At 40.0% G+C, this 15,924-nt stretch carries 19 protein-coding genes; 10 read left to right on the top strand and 9 right to left on the bottom strand.

Annotation, left to right across the window (positions count from 1 at the left end; translation table 11 throughout):
- Window positions 1–54 precede the first annotated feature (54 nt).
- Window positions 55–774, top strand: a complete 720-nt coding sequence (locus tag BLP92_RS11690) for a hypothetical protein (RefSeq protein ID WP_090843136.1) — start codon at window positions 55–57, stop codon at window positions 772–774.
- A gap of 47 nt (window positions 775–821) precedes the next feature.
- Here BLP92_RS11690 and cls read toward each other — a convergent pair whose 3' ends face one another.
- Window positions 822–2,279 (bottom strand): cardiolipin synthase, encoded by a 1,458-nt coding sequence (gene cls / locus BLP92_RS11685; protein WP_090843135.1) that lies wholly within the window; start codon window positions 2,277–2,279, stop codon window positions 822–824.
- A 299-nt stretch (window positions 2,280–2,578) separates the two neighbouring features.
- Between cls and BLP92_RS11680 the strand changes: the two genes are divergently transcribed.
- Window positions 2,579–2,767 (top strand): hypothetical protein, encoded by a 189-nt coding sequence (locus BLP92_RS11680; RefSeq protein WP_090843134.1) that lies wholly within the window; start codon window positions 2,579–2,581, stop codon window positions 2,765–2,767.
- A gap of 70 nt (window positions 2,768–2,837) precedes the next feature.
- On the opposite strand, the gene BLP92_RS18215 is transcribed toward BLP92_RS11680, so the two are convergent.
- A complete protein-coding gene (locus tag BLP92_RS18215) occupies window positions 2,838–3,299 on the bottom strand; it encodes a redoxin domain-containing protein (protein ID WP_244516809.1) in 462 nt (153 codons plus the stop codon).
- Window positions 3,300–3,544: 245 nt separating this feature from the next.
- Here BLP92_RS18215 and BLP92_RS11665 point away from each other — a divergent pair, with 245 nt between their 5' ends.
- The gene (locus BLP92_RS11665; protein ID WP_090843131.1) at window positions 3,545–4,474 is read left to right on the top strand and encodes a prenyltransferase; all 930 of its coding nucleotides are present in this window, start codon (window positions 3,545–3,547) and stop codon (window positions 4,472–4,474) included.
- Between the two features lie 74 nt (window positions 4,475–4,548).
- On the opposite strand, the gene BLP92_RS11660 is transcribed toward BLP92_RS11665, so the two are convergent.
- From BLP92_RS11660 to BLP92_RS11650, 3 genes are all read right to left on the bottom strand, one after another.
- Complete coding sequence (locus BLP92_RS11660) at window positions 4,549–5,061, bottom strand: hypothetical protein (protein ID WP_090843130.1); 513 nt, start codon at window positions 5,059–5,061, stop codon at window positions 4,549–4,551.
- A 13-nt stretch (window positions 5,062–5,074) separates the two neighbouring features.
- A complete protein-coding gene (locus BLP92_RS11655; RefSeq protein WP_090843129.1) occupies window positions 5,075–5,389 on the bottom strand; it encodes a hypothetical protein in 315 nt (104 codons plus the stop codon).
- 167 nt (window positions 5,390–5,556) lie between these two features.
- A complete protein-coding gene (locus tag BLP92_RS11650) occupies window positions 5,557–6,075 on the bottom strand; it encodes a MogA/MoaB family molybdenum cofactor biosynthesis protein (protein ID WP_090843128.1) in 519 nt (172 codons plus the stop codon).
- A 277-nt stretch (window positions 6,076–6,352) separates the two neighbouring features.
- Here BLP92_RS11650 and BLP92_RS11645 point away from each other — a divergent pair, with 277 nt between their 5' ends.
- Window positions 6,353–7,000 carry a hypothetical protein gene (locus tag BLP92_RS11645; protein ID WP_090843127.1) on the top strand — a complete coding sequence of 216 codons (648 nt, stop codon included), beginning with the start codon at window positions 6,353–6,355 and terminating at the stop codon, window positions 6,998–7,000.
- A 193-nt stretch (window positions 7,001–7,193) separates the two neighbouring features.
- On the opposite strand, the gene BLP92_RS11640 is transcribed toward BLP92_RS11645, so the two are convergent.
- Window positions 7,194–7,328, bottom strand: coding sequence for a YvrJ family protein (locus tag BLP92_RS11640; protein ID WP_139148951.1), 135 nt, complete (start codon window positions 7,326–7,328; stop codon window positions 7,194–7,196).
- Between the two features lie 177 nt (window positions 7,329–7,505).
- On the opposite strand from BLP92_RS11640, the gene BLP92_RS11635 reads away from it, so the two are divergent.
- Together BLP92_RS11635 and BLP92_RS11630 are read left to right on the top strand one after the other, a co-directional pair.
- Window positions 7,506–8,090 (top strand): sigma factor-like helix-turn-helix DNA-binding protein, encoded by a 585-nt coding sequence (locus tag BLP92_RS11635; RefSeq protein WP_090843125.1) that lies wholly within the window; start codon window positions 7,506–7,508, stop codon window positions 8,088–8,090.
- A 4-nt stretch (window positions 8,091–8,094) separates the two neighbouring features.
- A complete protein-coding gene (locus BLP92_RS11630) occupies window positions 8,095–8,343 on the top strand; it encodes a hypothetical protein (RefSeq protein WP_090843124.1) in 249 nt (82 codons plus the stop codon).
- A gap of 116 nt (window positions 8,344–8,459) precedes the next feature.
- Here BLP92_RS11630 and aac(6') read toward each other — a convergent pair whose 3' ends face one another.
- On the bottom strand, window positions 8,460–8,897 hold the full coding sequence (aac(6'), locus tag BLP92_RS11625; RefSeq protein WP_090843123.1) for an aminoglycoside 6'-N-acetyltransferase: 438 nt from the start codon (window positions 8,895–8,897) through the stop codon (window positions 8,460–8,462).
- A gap of 140 nt (window positions 8,898–9,037) precedes the next feature.
- On the opposite strand from aac(6'), the gene BLP92_RS11620 reads away from it, so the two are divergent.
- Together BLP92_RS11620 and BLP92_RS11615 are read left to right on the top strand one after the other, a co-directional pair.
- Window positions 9,038–9,241 carry a hypothetical protein gene (locus BLP92_RS11620; protein ID WP_090843122.1) on the top strand — a complete coding sequence of 68 codons (204 nt, stop codon included), beginning with the start codon at window positions 9,038–9,040 and terminating at the stop codon, window positions 9,239–9,241.
- A 258-nt stretch (window positions 9,242–9,499) separates the two neighbouring features.
- Window positions 9,500–10,594: a 5-methyltetrahydropteroyltriglutamate--homocysteine S-methyltransferase gene (locus BLP92_RS11615; protein WP_090843121.1), complete on the top strand. Its 1,095-nt coding sequence runs from the start codon at window positions 9,500–9,502 to the stop codon at window positions 10,592–10,594.
- Window positions 10,595–10,646: 52 nt separating this feature from the next.
- On the opposite strand, the gene BLP92_RS11610 is transcribed toward BLP92_RS11615, so the two are convergent.
- A complete protein-coding gene (locus BLP92_RS11610; RefSeq protein WP_090843120.1) occupies window positions 10,647–10,961 on the bottom strand; it encodes a hypothetical protein in 315 nt (104 codons plus the stop codon).
- Between the two features lie 345 nt (window positions 10,962–11,306).
- Here BLP92_RS11610 and BLP92_RS11605 point away from each other — a divergent pair, with 345 nt between their 5' ends.
- Window positions 11,307–12,779 (top strand): protein adenylyltransferase SelO, encoded by a 1,473-nt coding sequence (locus BLP92_RS11605; RefSeq protein WP_090843119.1) that lies wholly within the window; start codon window positions 11,307–11,309, stop codon window positions 12,777–12,779.
- A gap of 175 nt (window positions 12,780–12,954) precedes the next feature.
- Here the strand turns inward: BLP92_RS11605 and ggt are convergent, their stop codons facing one another.
- Window positions 12,955–14,661, bottom strand: coding sequence for a gamma-glutamyltransferase (gene ggt / locus BLP92_RS11600; RefSeq protein WP_090843118.1), 1,707 nt, complete (start codon window positions 14,659–14,661; stop codon window positions 12,955–12,957).
- Between the two features lie 460 nt (window positions 14,662–15,121).
- On the opposite strand from ggt, the gene BLP92_RS11595 reads away from it, so the two are divergent.
- Window positions 15,122–15,910, top strand: coding sequence for a TerC family protein (locus BLP92_RS11595; protein WP_090843117.1), 789 nt, complete (start codon window positions 15,122–15,124; stop codon window positions 15,908–15,910).
- Window positions 15,911–15,924 lie beyond the last annotated feature (14 nt).

Raw genomic sequence — 15,924 nt, 5'->3', positions numbered from 1 at the left:
CAGTGACTCATGATAAAGTTTTAAAATGCTTTGCTTTAAAAGGAGGAGACATTGATGGATGCTTTTATTGTTGTAATGATCTTCCTGACCATTCAGGTATTTGCAAATAAAATAATTTCCAGCTCCTCTCTCGATAAAATCCAATGGATGTCGCTTGCCGGTGGAATTGCCGTTTCCTATATCTTTGTTTATATTCTGCCTTCCCTGCATCATGAGCAGGAAGATTTTGGAGAAACTGCCTTTGAACTTGCTATGGAATCGGAACTTTATTTTTTTGGATTAATTGGAATCGTAGTGTTTTATACGCTGACAAAAATCGCAGAAAGACACCGCCATCAGAAAAACGCAACGATAAAAGACCGTTTTTTCTTTGTACAGATTGTGCTTTTCTTTATGTATAATACGTTAATTTCCTATATTATGTTTGCAGCAGATCAGGACATTGAACAGCTCGTGTTTTATGGAACGGCAGTAGGTCTGCATTTTATGACCGTCGCTCATGATATGTATAGAGAGAACAGCGAAAGGTATCTTTTATACGGCCGCTATGTGCTTGCTGCAGGAATTTTCATCGGTTGGGCCGTTGCTACCTTTGTTCCGCACTCTTCGGTGGTGCTGGCTATTGTATTTTCTTTTATTTCCGGAGCAATTATGTTTAACGTAATTAAAAACGAACTCCCTTCTGAAGATTCCGCTCACCTGCCTACATTTGTAATTTCCGCCTTTACCTATTCGGGCATTACTCTGCTCCTGAAGTTCTTTTTAGACTGGTAAAAGACAGCTTCTGTGCAAAAGCAAGCTGTCTTTTTTCTTTTTATTTTTTATAAAATCGGGCTCAGCAGGCTGGAAACGCCTTCCCGGACTTTTACAGTCCAGCCGCGCTTCTCATATTCTTCTTTTGTCAGTCTGCGGCAGCAGGCTGCATCCTGTTCAAACAGCCTGCCGAGCTCTGCGGCAATTTTTTTATCATAAGCAAGTGCATTTATTTCAAAGTTCAGCCGGAAACTTCTTGCATCCAGATTTGTTGTGCCGATTGTCGCTATTTCATGATCCACCATTAACGTTTTTGCATGGAGAAATCCCCCATCATATAAATACACATCCGCACCATAGCGGAGAAGCTGCCCCAGAAAGGACCAGGAAGCCCACATGACAAAAGGATGATCCGGTTTCCCTGGTATCATTATGTGAAGATTGACACCGGAAAGCAGCGCCATCCGGCAGGCATCCATGAAGCTTTTATCCGGTATGAAATAAGGTGTCTGAATATAAACATCCCGCTCGGCCGACATAATCATCTTCATCAGCATATTTTTCAAATGCTCCGTATTGGAATTCGGACCGCTGGTAACAATCTGCATTGGTGCTTCCTCTGTTACTTTATGCCTTGCAAAGCAGAAAGCTTCATCCAGGTTTTTTTCGTCTCCTCTTGCATAGCTCCAATCCAGAATAAAACGATCCTGAAGATGATGAACTACGTCTCCTTCCAGCCTCAGGTGTGTATCGCGCCAATATCCGAACTTTTTATCCAGGCCCAGATATTCATTTCCTACATTAAACCCTCCTACATACGCAATTTTCCCATCGATGATTCCTACTTTGCGGTGATTTCTATTATTCAGGCGGAAGTTAATAACACCAAGCAGGCTTGGAAAAAATACGGAAACTTCTCCTTTATGTGCTTCCAGTTCTTTAAAATCCCGCAGCTTTAAACTTTTAGATCCTACTGCATCATATAGAATTCTTACTTTTACCCCTGCCTTCGCGCGGTTGATAAGCGCATCCAGCAATCTTTTTCCCAGTGCATCCTTTTGTATAATGTAATATTGAATATTTACTTCTTCCTTTGCTTTATAGATATCTTCAAGCAGCATTCTGAATTTCTCTTCCCCATCATGAAGGACCAGACTTTTATTATTGATGCTGAGAAGAGATTTAGAGGAGCGCAGATTCATTTCCATTAACTGATCATATTTTGGTGCAATAATTTCTTCCATCCGTGATCCAGTCTCGTTTACCCGTGTCAGCTGTTCCTGCACCTGCTTGGACTGATAAAACTGCTCATCTATACTAAGATTGTAAAAATTATCACTTTTCAGCTGTCTTCCTAAAAATAAATAAATGATAAATCCTAATATCGGAAGGAAAAACAGAATAAGCAGCCACGCCCAGGTTGCTCCTGCATCCCGCCTTTCAATAAATATCACTACGATTGCAAGCAAAATGTTCAAGAGGATAATACCATTTATCGTCCAGCTCAACACAAAAGACCAATCCATTTTCTCCACCCCTTTCTACCTGTCATCAGCAATTATCTTATATTTTACTATCCCATAGTACAGCGGACGCTGCAATCTTCTTATGTTGTGCTTCCTTCTGTATGTAAACGTTTCTTAAAAAACATTATCCACTCGGAGATAATGTTATCTGCAGCCTGATACAAGGGATAAAATTTCTTAATATCTTCAGAAGAAAATTACCTGTCGGTTCAAGTTCTCTGCAAAGTATGTTTGGCTGCTGTGAATAAAGGAAATAAGTACAATACTGGTTATATTTATATATGTTGGAGGGGATCACAATGAGAATAAAGATTGATTATAAAGCGAGTAAAAAAGTAGACGGGTTAACGACAGAGGAGCCGGTTCCCGGTGTAATCTTCACAGAAATTCCAGATGATAAATTTAATGATGAATCCTTTATTAAAGAGAAGTTAAAAGAAGAAACAGAAGATCCACAGGCAGAGCTTATCGGCTACGAAAGCGAATAAAAATTCCTTCTTTTTATTTTTGGCAAAAAAACCCTTCAGTTTTAAACTGAAGGGTTTTTTACAAGAACCTTTATTTTAATTGATCACATGCTGTTAACAGTTCTTTGTAGTGCTCGGAATCATCTGCCTTGAATGCCTCATTCTTATAAACAAGTTTACCTTCTTTATTAATGAGAAAGCAGGAGCGCTTTGCAATTCCATCTTCTTCTTCAAAGACGCCAAAACTTTTCACCGCTTTTCTGCGCCAATCAGATAATAAAGGGTAAGGGAGTGTACCAAGTGTTGTCTCAAATACGTTTTGTGCATAAATATGATCTACACTTATACCCAGAACTTCCACATCATGCTCCTGCAATCTATCGTGTTCCTCTTTCCAAGAGGTTAATTCTTTGATTCAGCCGGGAGTAAAGGCAATAGGAAAAAAAGCGATTAATACGTTTTTCTTTCCACGATAATCTGAAAGTGCAATATCCTGACGATTCGTGGAAGGAAGCTTAAAGTCTGGTGCTTCTTCTCCAATTTGAACAGCCATTGTATAGTCAGCTCCTTTTATTAAATTTTCTGATTCACCATAAAATCAAAAAAACCGGGAAATGAATGAGCATTTAAACTGGTCATTCCAAATACCTGACTTTTTATATGTTTTCCGACAGTTGATTTTACTGATACACATGGCAAACCTTCTTTATTCTTCTACCTTACTTACTTGAAAATTAAACGCTGAATATCAGTCCGAGCTTGAAATTAACCTTTTTAATCCTGAAAGGACGGCTGCTGATGCTAAATGTGGTGAATAAAGAAATATTTCAAAACGGCATACAACTTCTTCGGGCTGCAGCTGTACTTTCTTCGAGTGCCGCAGCTGTATTGTCTTCTCTGCTTCCTATATTACTCTACACTTCTGTTTCTCCACTTTATGTGAGTCTGTTATTTCTCTTCTTAATCTTTGCTTCCTTTCTTGTGCATGGAGTTTTAACGCATGCATTTAATGATTTCACGGACTATCATTCAGGCACAGACCAGTTCAGCCCTGCAATTCTCTCCGGCGGCAGCAGATTAATACAGGAAAAAAGAGTGCAGGTAAATACGTTATATTCCATTGGGAAGTGGCTTACAATATTTTTATTATCCACTGCTTTTTTGTTAACGATATTTTCTCATTATTTTATTTCTTTTCTTATTCTGGCAGGTGTCTGGGGAGCAGTTTCTTATTCTCTCCCGCCTTTTCGTTTAAGCTATAAACCATTTGCCGGGGAATGGCTGAGTTTATTCCCTTCGCTTTTCTTTCTCGGTGCTGCCGGTCCCTGGATCGCACTGGGCTACCTTCCTGAATGGGCTTTGCAGAATGCAGTAATCAACGCATTGTTTTGTATGTCCTGGGTAATGGTCCACCACATTCCTGATCTGGAAGCGGATAGACAAGCATCTCCAGTAAAACGAACAAGCGTGGTATGGTTTGTAAATCACTTCGATATCCGTTTCGCTCGTTTTCCAGCTGTGATTTATTTGCTGCTAACGGGACTTTGTGCGTTTTGGCTCGGAATAGAAAGAGTATGGGCGGCAGGAGGATTAGTTTTCTTTATAAGCATTAGTTTAATTTATAGTTTGTTTGTAGATCCCAAAGATCCTGAAAAAGTAACCCGCCTTGAAAAGCTTTTATTGCTGCTTGCTGTACTCACTGCCATATGGTTAGGAATTTTCGTTTGATCTACTGATGAAACAAAACAAAAAAAGCCTTTACGTGGATTTTTTTGTAAAGGCTTGCTGCTCTTTTAGAGAGCTTATATATATCTCTTTTTCGTGTCAGATAATTTTTCTTCATAACGAAAAAGAGCATCTTCAGTAATTTTTCTTGGAATAAAATCCAGACGCTGCTGTAAAAGTGTTTCAATCGCATACACTTTTCTTGTGATTTTTTCGTATACATTGTTACTTATCTGTTCTTCTCTTCGAAGAATCTCTTCTCCGGTGGCCTTCTGCAGCTTTGTAATAGTATGAAGCAGATGATGTGTTTCTTCCTGTTCCTCCCGCGCCAGTTTTAATAGCTGCAACAGTTCGAAGGTAGAAAACTTCATCAGTTCAGGAGTTGATTTATTAAGATGAACTCCCAGCACTGTTCTTACTTTAGGCGGAGGAATTCGTTCTCCATTACGATGAGTGTCGAAGGTCTGCAGCTGCATTGAACAATAGGTACAGTAGTATTCCACATATCTATGCTGGAGTACTCCGCCGCAATAAGGGCATGTAGCACTCTCCTGCCGGCTGAATGCAGCTTCTAGTAATCGTTCACTCATCATCGACACCTCTCTATCTATTTAAAGAAATCTCGCTGATGTGATAAAAAGAAATCCAGCTGTCGTTTATTTGAAGCTGCTTGTGCTTCGTATCAATTTCCTGGATAATACCAGTCTCGGCAATTGCTTCATCCAGCTCCACGTAAGAAACTTTTACTTCCTGGCGGTAAGCCTGGCTGAAAATAGCTTTTGCTCCCAGATCAATTAATTTTTGATCAGACCGGTACACTCTGCGTTTATTACTTCTTCTGGCGGCTCTCATAAATTGGATTGATTCCTGTGTGTCCATCAGCGGTGTTCTGCTCATTTCCTGTATAGCTTGACTCATGGTTTATCAACCTCCTGACTATACTATAAAACGATACCCCGAAAATTACAAGAACAAACGTTCGATAATAGCAAAAAATTAAAAATGCTCCTAATTTACCAGTTCAGGAGCATTTTTACTCATATATATTTGTTTAAACAGCCGTTATATCACTTATGTTTCTGATTTTATTTATTTTGATCTTTTCTTATTTCTCTTACGACATGAGCGAGTTCCGGTTGAATAAGCCTGCCCATCGCTAATTTAACTGCACCGCTTGAGCCAGGCATAGCAAATACAGCGGTGTGCTGACTTGTCCCTGCGATTGCTCTGCTTAAGATCGCTGCTGAACCAATATCATCTGTATAGCTCAGCATTCTGAAAATCTCACCAAAGCCGACAAGTTCTTTTTCCAGCAGTTCTTTTACCGTTTCAATCGTTACATCGCGGTCTGCTATTCCAGTTCCGCCGTTTAACAGCACTGCATCAATTGATTTATCTGCTAACCCCGACTTGATTGCCGCTCTTATCGCCTCCTGATCATCAGGTACGATTGCAGAGTCTGTTACTACATGCCCTGCTTCTTTTAAATATTCCTGAATTAATTTGCCGCTCTTATCATTCTCTTCCGTTCTTGTATCACTTACCGTAATAATCTTACACCGGACTTCATTTGGTGCTTCGGCCTTATGCTCCTCTACACTCATAATTAACAACTCCTCGAGTTATATTTTTCATAGACGCCTGCTCTATTTATTTTCACAAAAATATTAAATGAAGTCTAATATTCCTCTTTACTTTATTATAAGTCTCTCCCCTTTCATTTTCTCCGTAAAACATCCGGGATGCTGAATCTCCCTTGATTAAAATAAATGGAAAATTATGATAGAATTTATAAAAGAGGAGCTGTAGTTAAGCCCATGCATGAAATTTTGTTACAGATGCAAGCCTTCCCTGGCCTTGTAAGAGAGAAAGGAGATCTGTATGTACATTGCTTTTATTGCTTGTGCCATTTTTGCTGTCTTCGTAATATTATTTGATTTTTTTCGGGCACGGAAAATGATCCTGCAGCATAGCCAGGCAGTTTTTCCCGATGCTTCTGTTAAAATGCGTACCGATCGCGGAGAAGTAAGCCCTCTTCATTTTAAATCAAAAGACTGGCGTGTCAGACGCGGCTTATTTATCGCTTCTATTGCTGTTATCATTTTTGTGTTGGGAGCTGTCATCTTTGGAAATATTGAACCGACTTTGAATTTATTTTTCCTCTCTCTGTTTTACCCATTATTTACCTTAGCGCAAGCAAAGGTTCCCAGCTTTTTCATTACAGAAAGCGGCATTTATGCAGACGAAAAGTTTCACCCATGGGAAGCTGTTAATTCTGCAGAGGTATCTACTATCAGGCTCGGCAGCGAAGCATACGGAATGTTTGAAAACTCAGCTGATTACAAAGAAGTTACTTTTCATCTGAATCGCAGAAACGGAAAACAATTCAAGTTGTATGTATACCGAACGGAGACACTCGAAAAATTGATCAGTGTATGCAGTCATTATGAAGTTGACATCAGCTCTTTCCAATCTCATCATAATGATTTTCTTCCTCATGAAAAATCAGACGAAAAACTTATCCCGTAAGCCAATGATTACACATCGGCTGACGGGATATTTTTAATGTATGCTTCTTTTACTTTCTACTGCATTTTCCCCAGTTAATTCTTTTTCTATTGCTTCATATTCATAAGTCTTACCAATAAAGTTTTCTCTGGTCAATGAAAATTCTCTCCTTACAGCTGGAAGCTTTCTGCAGCTGTCTTTATTATTTCTTAAGTTACTTCTTTAACGAATTTCTCCTGATTTCTTTTGTAAGACGGTCCAGCTTCCTTTCAAACCTCGATAGCAGATAAATAATAAGCAGGGCTGGAAATCCGATATTTTCCGCGAACAAACTCCATTCTGTTAACATTTGATTTCCTCCTTCCTTACCCATAATAAGAACATATGTTTCTATTTTTACAATTACCTTTTACAAATTAGTTCTTTTTCTGTAAAATGATATATACGAACTAATGTTCGCTTTTTAGTTGTTAAATTGTTCGTATTATCTCTTTTATTAGGTAAGTGAGAAAGGAGGTCATTCTTTGTGACGCTGTCTTGTTCTTTATGCAATCAGTCTTCTATATGTACGAAAATGAATATATTTCTGAAGGAACACCTTACTATCATGGAAGATCCCTTCTTCATCGCTTTTTTAGAAGATGCAGAACATCTGGATCTGTTCTGCACTGCTATATGTTATCCATCTGACGCACATGCCCTCGCATTGGATGACGCATTCCGCACTTATTATGCGAACAAGCAGTTTTTAAATTATTTATCGACAACTTTATACTGGAAATCAGTTCATTATGATCAACAGCGAAGAAAACAGCACGCCCGCTTTCCACCGTTTTCTAATGAAGAGGCGCTTCACCTGAAAGCTTCCGGCTCTACTGAAAATAAAGCACTGGAAAACCTTTTCCCCTTACTGGAAGATAAAATTTCTTATCCTTCTTTAAAACAGGCTTACAAGCAGCTGACATTTCGGCAAAAAACAGTACTTCATTATATTTACGGAGAGGGTCTGTTATTTTATGAAACAGCGGAGATACTTGGAATCACGCAGCAGGGAGTGTCCTCCATTCATAAGCAGGCCATTCAAAAATTAAGAGGTTTATGGAAGGAGTAAAAAAATGACTAACTGGAAGACCGTAGTCAATAAAGTGCAGAGCGGCGATAAATACTCTGCTGAATGGGCAATTCGAACATTAGAGCCGAACATGAAAAGACATTTGAAATATACTTCCAGGGAAGAACAGGAAAATTTAATGCAGGAGCTTCGCGTAAAAACTTTTCTTGTGTTACATTCATTCCGTTTTCAGGAAACCCCGGGGTTCTGGGAGTGGAAGAAAGAACATGAGGATAAGCATTTAAAAATTTAAAGTTCCGGCAGATACAGCAGAAGTATCTTCCCACGTTCAAAAATTTTGTTTAAAGACCGCTCCTTTTTCATTACACATCATGAAAGGGAGCGGTCTTCTTCTAAATTATTTACTATTTATAATTTCTTTGCATAACATACGATCCTGTTTACTTCTGTAAATCCATTTTTCTCATGAAACTTGTAGCTTTTTTCATTTCCCAATACAACATCAGAAGCTATCTCCAGACATCCTTTATGTCGTGCCCACTGTTCTCCAGTCCGCAACAAAGCAGCAGCAGTACCTTTGTTTCTCGCTCTCTCTTCTACATATATTCCTTCCACATAACCTACCGGACTCGAAAATGTTCCTTCCACGTAATCAAAACGCAAAGAAAAATGTATGAAGCCTGTATATTGCTCTTCCAGTGACATAAACAGAACGTGCTTGTTCGTTGTCAATAAATCTTTAAATTCCTGTTCGAGCGCATTTTGTGTCTGATGAGGCCAGAGTTTTACAGCAAGTGCTGCAGCCCCTGCAATCTCTTTCGTGGAAGAAACTTCTATTATCTTCATATCTTCCCCTCCGAATTTAATTGTGATAAACACAGGAAAAATAATTCCAGTGTTGAATACATCATAGAGACCACTTTCTTATCAGGAAGTATTCTCTATGGTTTTTATTAATCCTGCAAAAATACAGGGGGGCATTTTTTATGAAAATAGGAATAAGAAAACCAAGTATCAAAAGATCTCTGAAAGCACGCACTACAGGAAAATTGAAAAGAAAGGTTAAAAAATCTGTTTCCCCAGGTTATGGAAGAAAAGGAATGGGCTTAGTTAAAAATCCTAAAAAATCTGCTTACAACAAAGTTTACAAAAAGACTTCATTCAGTTTCTGGGATTTATTTAAAAAATAAACTTTTTCTGAGGTTTTAAAAATTCATCGTTCCGCTTCGAAAAGCAATTCTCCAATGTCCTGCACAGATATTTTAGCAGTAAGATTTCTTAAGCAGAGGAGCTCCGGATAAAATAACTCATCTCTTTTTATAAATTGCAGATTCTACATCTGTTGTTTAAAAATCGATCGGGTTACTAGGATATTTTCCTTTCCTTTTCCACTTTCTCTTGTTAAAGTATTAATCGTACAAATTTTGTAATTTCAGGGAGTGAAGCAGATGAACGGAACACCGCCATTTAAAGGAGATCATGTAGGCAGTTTTCTCAGACCAGAAAGACTGAAACAGGCACGGGAGGATATTTCTGAAGGAAAGATCAGCGCAGATGACCTGCGTAAAGTAGAAGACGAAGAGATTACAAAGCTCGTGGAAAAACAAAAAGAATCAGGGCTGAAGGCTGTTACAGATGGAGAATTCCGCAGAGCCTACTGGCATTTTGATTTTCTGGAAGGCTTGGAAGGTATTGAAGGATATGAAACTGAAGGTATTCAGTTTAAAGGAGTAAAAACGAAAGCTCATTCGATCCGTGTGATCGGAAAAGTTGATTTTGACAATCATCCGATGCTCACCCATTACCGTTTCCTCCACAATCTAGCAGGAGAAAATCATGTAGCTAAATTAACTATTCCCAGCCCCAATATGCTTTTTTTCCGCGGGGACATAGATCAGACTGTATATCCCGAGGAAGCAGCACTTGTTAAGGATGTAATAAATGCGTATAAAAAAGCAATTCAGGCTTTTTATGATGCAGGCTGCCGCTACCTGCAACTGGACGATACTTCCTGGTCCCTTTTCTTTGCGGAGCAAGGAGAAGAACTGATTCGCAGCAGAGGTCTGGAACCTGCACAGCTCCGCCAGACATTTGCAGATACAATTAACGAAGCAATCTCTGAGCGACCGGAAGATATGAAAATTACAATGCATATCTGCAGAGGAAATTTCCGTTCTACGTATGTAGGTTCCGGCGGTTATGAAGCAGCTTCCAAAACAATTTTTGACGGGCTGAATCTCGATGGGCTCTTTTTGGAATATGACGATGAACGTTCCGGCGGCTTCGAGCCTTTACAATACGTGCAGCGCAAAGACTTAAATATCGTACTAGGGCTTATTACTTCAAAATTTGGTGCGCTGGAAGATAAAGAAGAAATAAAGGCGAGAATTAAAGAAGCCTCTTCCTATGTTCCGCTGGAGCAGCTCTGCTTAAGCCCTCAGTGCGGATTCGCTTCTACAGAAGAAGGGAATATTTTAACGGAAGAAGAACAGTGGGCAAAAATCCGCCACGTGGTAAATATTGCAGAAGAAGTCTGGGGATAAAGATAAAACAGTTGTTACAAGAAGCCGCCTCATTTATAGAGACGGCTCTTTTTTACATACCTTCTTCTTCGTTCAGTTTATCCAGAGTAAATCCTTCCTCATTCACCATTTCGCCGTCTTCTTTCATTTCGTAAAGCGTTAAACTCAGCACTCCGAATACCGGGAGCATATCCTTGGGTATATTAATTTCTATCTGAAAGTCTCCCCAGTCTCCTTCTTTCTTATCGAAAGAAACATTCCCGGAATCGATAAAATTCTCCCCATCTTCTACCGAATACTGAAACGCATCTGTTTCAATTTTTGCTTCTCCTTTTACTTCGTAATTGCCTTTTTCCCCTGAAATAGTAACATTTTGAAATATACTCATTTTAATTTCACCTCTTAGAAAGTTTAATGATCTGCTGCATAAAAAAAGAAGTATTCACTAAATAGAATAATTAACCTTGGCTTTAAATTTAATTAAAAAGCGCTGTGTTACTTCCTTCTATTTTCAACTATTCCCTTCTCTTTTAAATTTAATCGTATTACACTATCCTTCTTTCCTATTTTTAATGTAAAGTATTTGAATGTTTCTTCTCATGCAACGTATAATGCGAAGAAACAGCAGTTGTTTTTAAAAGATAATTTCCACAGCAAAAGTCATTCTTTTCAATACCGCTGGCCTCTCAGCTTTAATTCTTAGATTTCCACTCCTTGAAAGGACGTGAAGACCATGGCAGAAGGAAAAGAAACCATAACTACCGGCTGGAAACTGGAACACACTTATACTTCGCTGCCCCAGCCCTTTTTTACGAATATTTCATTGAACCCAGTTCGTTCTCCAGGGTTGGTGATAGCAAACTATTCACTTGCTGAAGAACTCGGATTAAATCCAGAAGCACTTCAGAGTGATGAAGGTGTTCAAATACTTGCAGGCAATAAGGTGCCTGAAGAATCTATTCCATTTGCGCAGGCATATGCGGGTCATCAGTTTGGCAATTTTACGATGCTCGGTGATGGACGTGCTTTGATGATTGGAGAACAAATTACTCCGAAGAATGAACGCCGCGATGTGCAATTGAAAGGGTCCGGACGCACTCCCTACTCCCGTGGAGGAGATGGAAGAGCAGCTCTCGGTCCTATGCTCCGCGAATATATTTTAAGTGAAGCAATGCATGCACTTGGTGTCCCGACAAACCGCAGCCTGGCCGTAGTTACTACAGGAGAACCAGTGTACCGGGAAAAAATTCAGAAAGGTGCTGTGCTTACACGTATCGCTTCCAGTCATATACGCACAGGAACGTTTGAATATGCGGTACGCGGCACGAGTAAAGAGGATCTGCAGAAGCTTGCTGATTATACACTGGAAAGACACTTTCCGGGTGCAGTAGAAGCATCCAACCGTTATTTATTTTTATTACAGGAAGTAATTAACAGACAGGCGGAATTAATAACAGAGTGGCAGAGAGTCGGCTTTATTCATGGAGTAATGAATACAGACAATATGGCATTAAGCGGAGAAACGATAGATTATGGTCCGTGTGCTTTTATGAATGAATATGATCCAGCCACTGTGTTCAGTTCTATTGATGTGCAGGGCCGGTATGCTTACGGAAATCAGCCTTATATTGCAGGCTGGAACCTTGCCCGATTGGCAGAATCATTGATTCCCCTTCTTCACGAAGATCAGGAGAAAGCATTGGAAATGGCACAAAAAGAAATATCCAATTTCACTCCTGTGTTTGAAGCACGCTGGCTGAACATGATGAGAGCGAAGCTCGGACTTTTCAATGAAGCAGCGGAGGATAAAACACTGGTGGATGATTTACTCCGCATGATGAAGGAGAACAAAGCAGATTTCACCAATACCTTCCGTGCGCTTGCGTCCGAAAAAATTGATAAAACAGTTCTTGCAGCTCATCCGGATTTTAAGAACTGGCAGGAACGCTGGATAGCCAGACAGGATAGCCAGGAAGAGACAAAAGCTGCAGCCATTGAGCTGATGCAATCTAACAACCCGGCAGTGATTCCTCGTAATCACCGTGTGGAAGAGGCATTAGCAGCGGCTGATGAAGGTGACTACAGCGTGATGCACGAATTATTGGAAGTTTTATCTCAGCCTTATAATTTAGAAGAATCAAAAGCAGAATACTGCACTCCCCCCGGCCCTGCCAATGTGCCTTATCGAACGTATTGCGGCACGTAATAAATCAGTGCTGGCTTATCGACTCAGAGAAGGTTGCTTCTCTGAGTTTTTCTGTGTGAATCAAGTCTGCTGAAAATATAAATCTGAACCAATGCCAATAACTCATCTCCAGAATTTTTTTCATACATAAAGACCTCCAGATAGTAAATATCTGAAGGTCTCGGCACAAGGAAAACTATTCCCGAATTCCAACTGCTTTTCCTGGACGGGGAGAATCTGTAGCACCGTAAATTTTCCCGGTATCCGGATTGATTAATATTGCCTGTATATCTCCAATTCTGTCATCGGCAGTCTGGCTTTTAAAGCTGCGATCCAGTTCATAGCCAAGTTTTTTAAGTTGTTCCATCGTTTCTTCATTAATGCCATCTTCCCATTCCATAGAAAGATCTGGATTGTTAAAGATTCTTGTCTCAGCAATGGCTTCGCGCAGATCCATTTTGTATTCCAACACATGCAGTAACACCTGCACTACAGAACCAACGATTGTAGAAGCTCCTGGCGAACCCAGAGTAAAGAACGGCTTCCCTTCATGATATACGATCGTAGGTGCTTTTGAGCTGACTGCATACTTGTTTGCATATAATTCATTCGTTGTTCCCGGCTCAGGATTGAAGTCCGTTAAATCGTTATTAAGCAGAAATCCATATCCTGGCACCATAATTCCCGCACCGAAGATACGTTCAATGGAGGAAGTGCAGGCAGCAATATTTCCCCAGCGGTCCACCGCAGTGAAGTGCGTAGTATCCATTCCTTTAATACTGTCATCTCTTTCCGCTTTGTATTTTGGAGTACCCTCCTGATAATTCCAAGGCTCTCCGCCGCGGATGTCTTCCTTGCGGTGATCAAAAGACATCAGCTTGCGTCTTTCTTCTAAATAATCCGGATGAAACAATCCTTCGATCGGGATGTCCACTACATTCGGATCCCCGATATGGGTCTGCTGATCAGCAAGAGCAATACGCATCGTTTCTGCAAGTACATGATATTTTTCCCAGGAGTGGATATCATATTGCGCCACATTCATCGGTTCCAGAAGTTTTAATAGCTGTGACACTGCAAATCCGCCGCCATTCGGTGGAGCCGGAAAAGCAAGGTCATATTCTTTATAGCTTCCCCAGAAAGGTTCATCTATGGAGGCTTCATAGTTTTCAAGATCTTCTTTTTTCATGATACCGCCCTGACTCTCTATGGTGGATATAATGGCATCTGCAATTTCACCTTCATATACAGATTTAAAACCTTCTTCTTTAATTATTTTTAAAGCCTTAGCAAGGTCCTGCTGCTTCATCGTATCCCCTTTTTTAAGCGGTTTTCCATTAGGAGCAAACTGTTTTTTTGCTTCTTCCCCCATTCTATCGTGAAAGATATCAATCGTTCGATCCCAGAGGCGGTTGATAACAAAGTCTTCTTCCGCAAGCTTTATGGCAGGATCTATTAAACGATCCAGCGACATCGTGCCGTATTTTTCCTGTGCGAGTTCCAGCGCTTTCATAATTCCAGGTACTCCCACAGAATTAATACTAGTAGAACGTTCATCAAACGGGATAATTTCTCCATTCTCATCGTGGAATAAATCCGGTCTTGCAGCTGATGGCGCTTTTGTATGGCCATTGATAACTTTGGTTTCCTTTTTTTCATTATCGTAGTATACAATAAAGCCCCCTGCCCCAATACTGGTATTCATTCCTTCGGTCGGTATTAAAGCAAGCTGCATTGCAATGACGGCATCTATGGCGTTTCCGCCGTCTTTTAACACTTGTTCTCCAGCTTCTGCTGCTTCTTCGATAGGACAGGAAATCATTCCCTGATTTCCTTCAGCAGTCTGCCACTGGGCCCCCTGCTTTTCTGCTTTTTGATTTTGAAACACTTCTTCTAAACTCATCTATATACAACTCCTTTACTAAGTAAGCACTATGCCAGCATACTTGATTTATGCATTACTTTAATATTTCCGTAATTACCATGCTTTTAAACGTCTCCTGCTTACACTATTAAAAATTACATAGTTTTATTATTGGAATATTTTCAAGAGCTGAACGAATTGGACTCCTCACATCCGCGTAAAAAAGTATTATTATGGGATTGCTCGTCTTTCTATTGTGAAAATCGGAACGAAAGAATATAATACAAATAACTTCATAACACTTCTAATGTAAAAGGGGAGTAGCTCCCGCATTACAGCCGTCAGGACGGGATGAATATCCCCGGTTGTATGGACAGTGATTCTATTGTCAGCAAGACCTTTACTTTAAAACGAGGGTATCATTTCGTTTTAAAGTGAGGGTCTTTTTTGTATCCTCTGCACCGGAAAAGAAGAAATTTTAAAAAGGTGGAGAGAGTTTATGGAATGGAGCATTGTTTTACAATATGGCTGGATATTGGTGGTACTTATTATATTAGAAGGAATATTAGCTGCCGATAATGCCATGGTACTTGCAGTAATGGTAAAAAAGCTTGCACCAGAGAAACGAAAAAAAGCTTTGTTTTATGGCTTGGCAGGCGCTTTTATCTTCCGCTTTGCAGCGCTGTTTGGGATTGCGCTCTTAATCAATGTATGGCAGATCCAGGCAGTAGGCGCTCTCTATTTAATCTTTATTTCCGTTCTTCACTTTTTCAGAATAAAGTTTAAGCGGAAATTTAAAGAAGTTAAAGTAAACACAAGTACTCCCAAAAAAGAAGCAGGATTTTGGCCTACAGTACTAAAAGTAGAAATCGCAGATATCGCTTTTGCAGTTGATTCCATTCTCGCTGCTGTAGCACTTGCTGTTACACTGCCAAAAACATCTCTCCCATCTATAGGCGGTATGGACGGCGGACAATTTTTCATCGTTTTAGCCGGAGGTCTTATAGGTGTTATCCTGATGCGTTATGCTGCGGGCTACTTTGTAATACTTCTTTCAAAGAAACCAGGATTGGAACATGCTGCATATGCAATTGTAGGCTGGGTCGGCATCAAACTGCTTATACACACGCTATCCCATCCATCACTAGCTGTTCTGCCACATCACTTTGCTTCATCTTTCCTGTGGAAAATAACTTTTTACACTGTATTAATTGCCATTGCCGTATCAGGCTGGTTTTTATCTAAGCCGTCGAAGCAACCTGCAGAAACAGTTCCAAAAGCCGTATAAAAGCAGAAATGCAG

The sequence above is a fragment of the Alkalicoccus daliensis genome (assembly GCF_900103955.1).
GTDB classification, from domain to species: domain Bacteria; phylum Bacillota; class Bacilli; order Bacillales; family Salisediminibacteriaceae; genus Alkalicoccus; species Alkalicoccus daliensis.
Note: the sequence above shows the minus strand (reverse complement) of the source record. Positions and strands in the feature narration are given on the sequence as shown.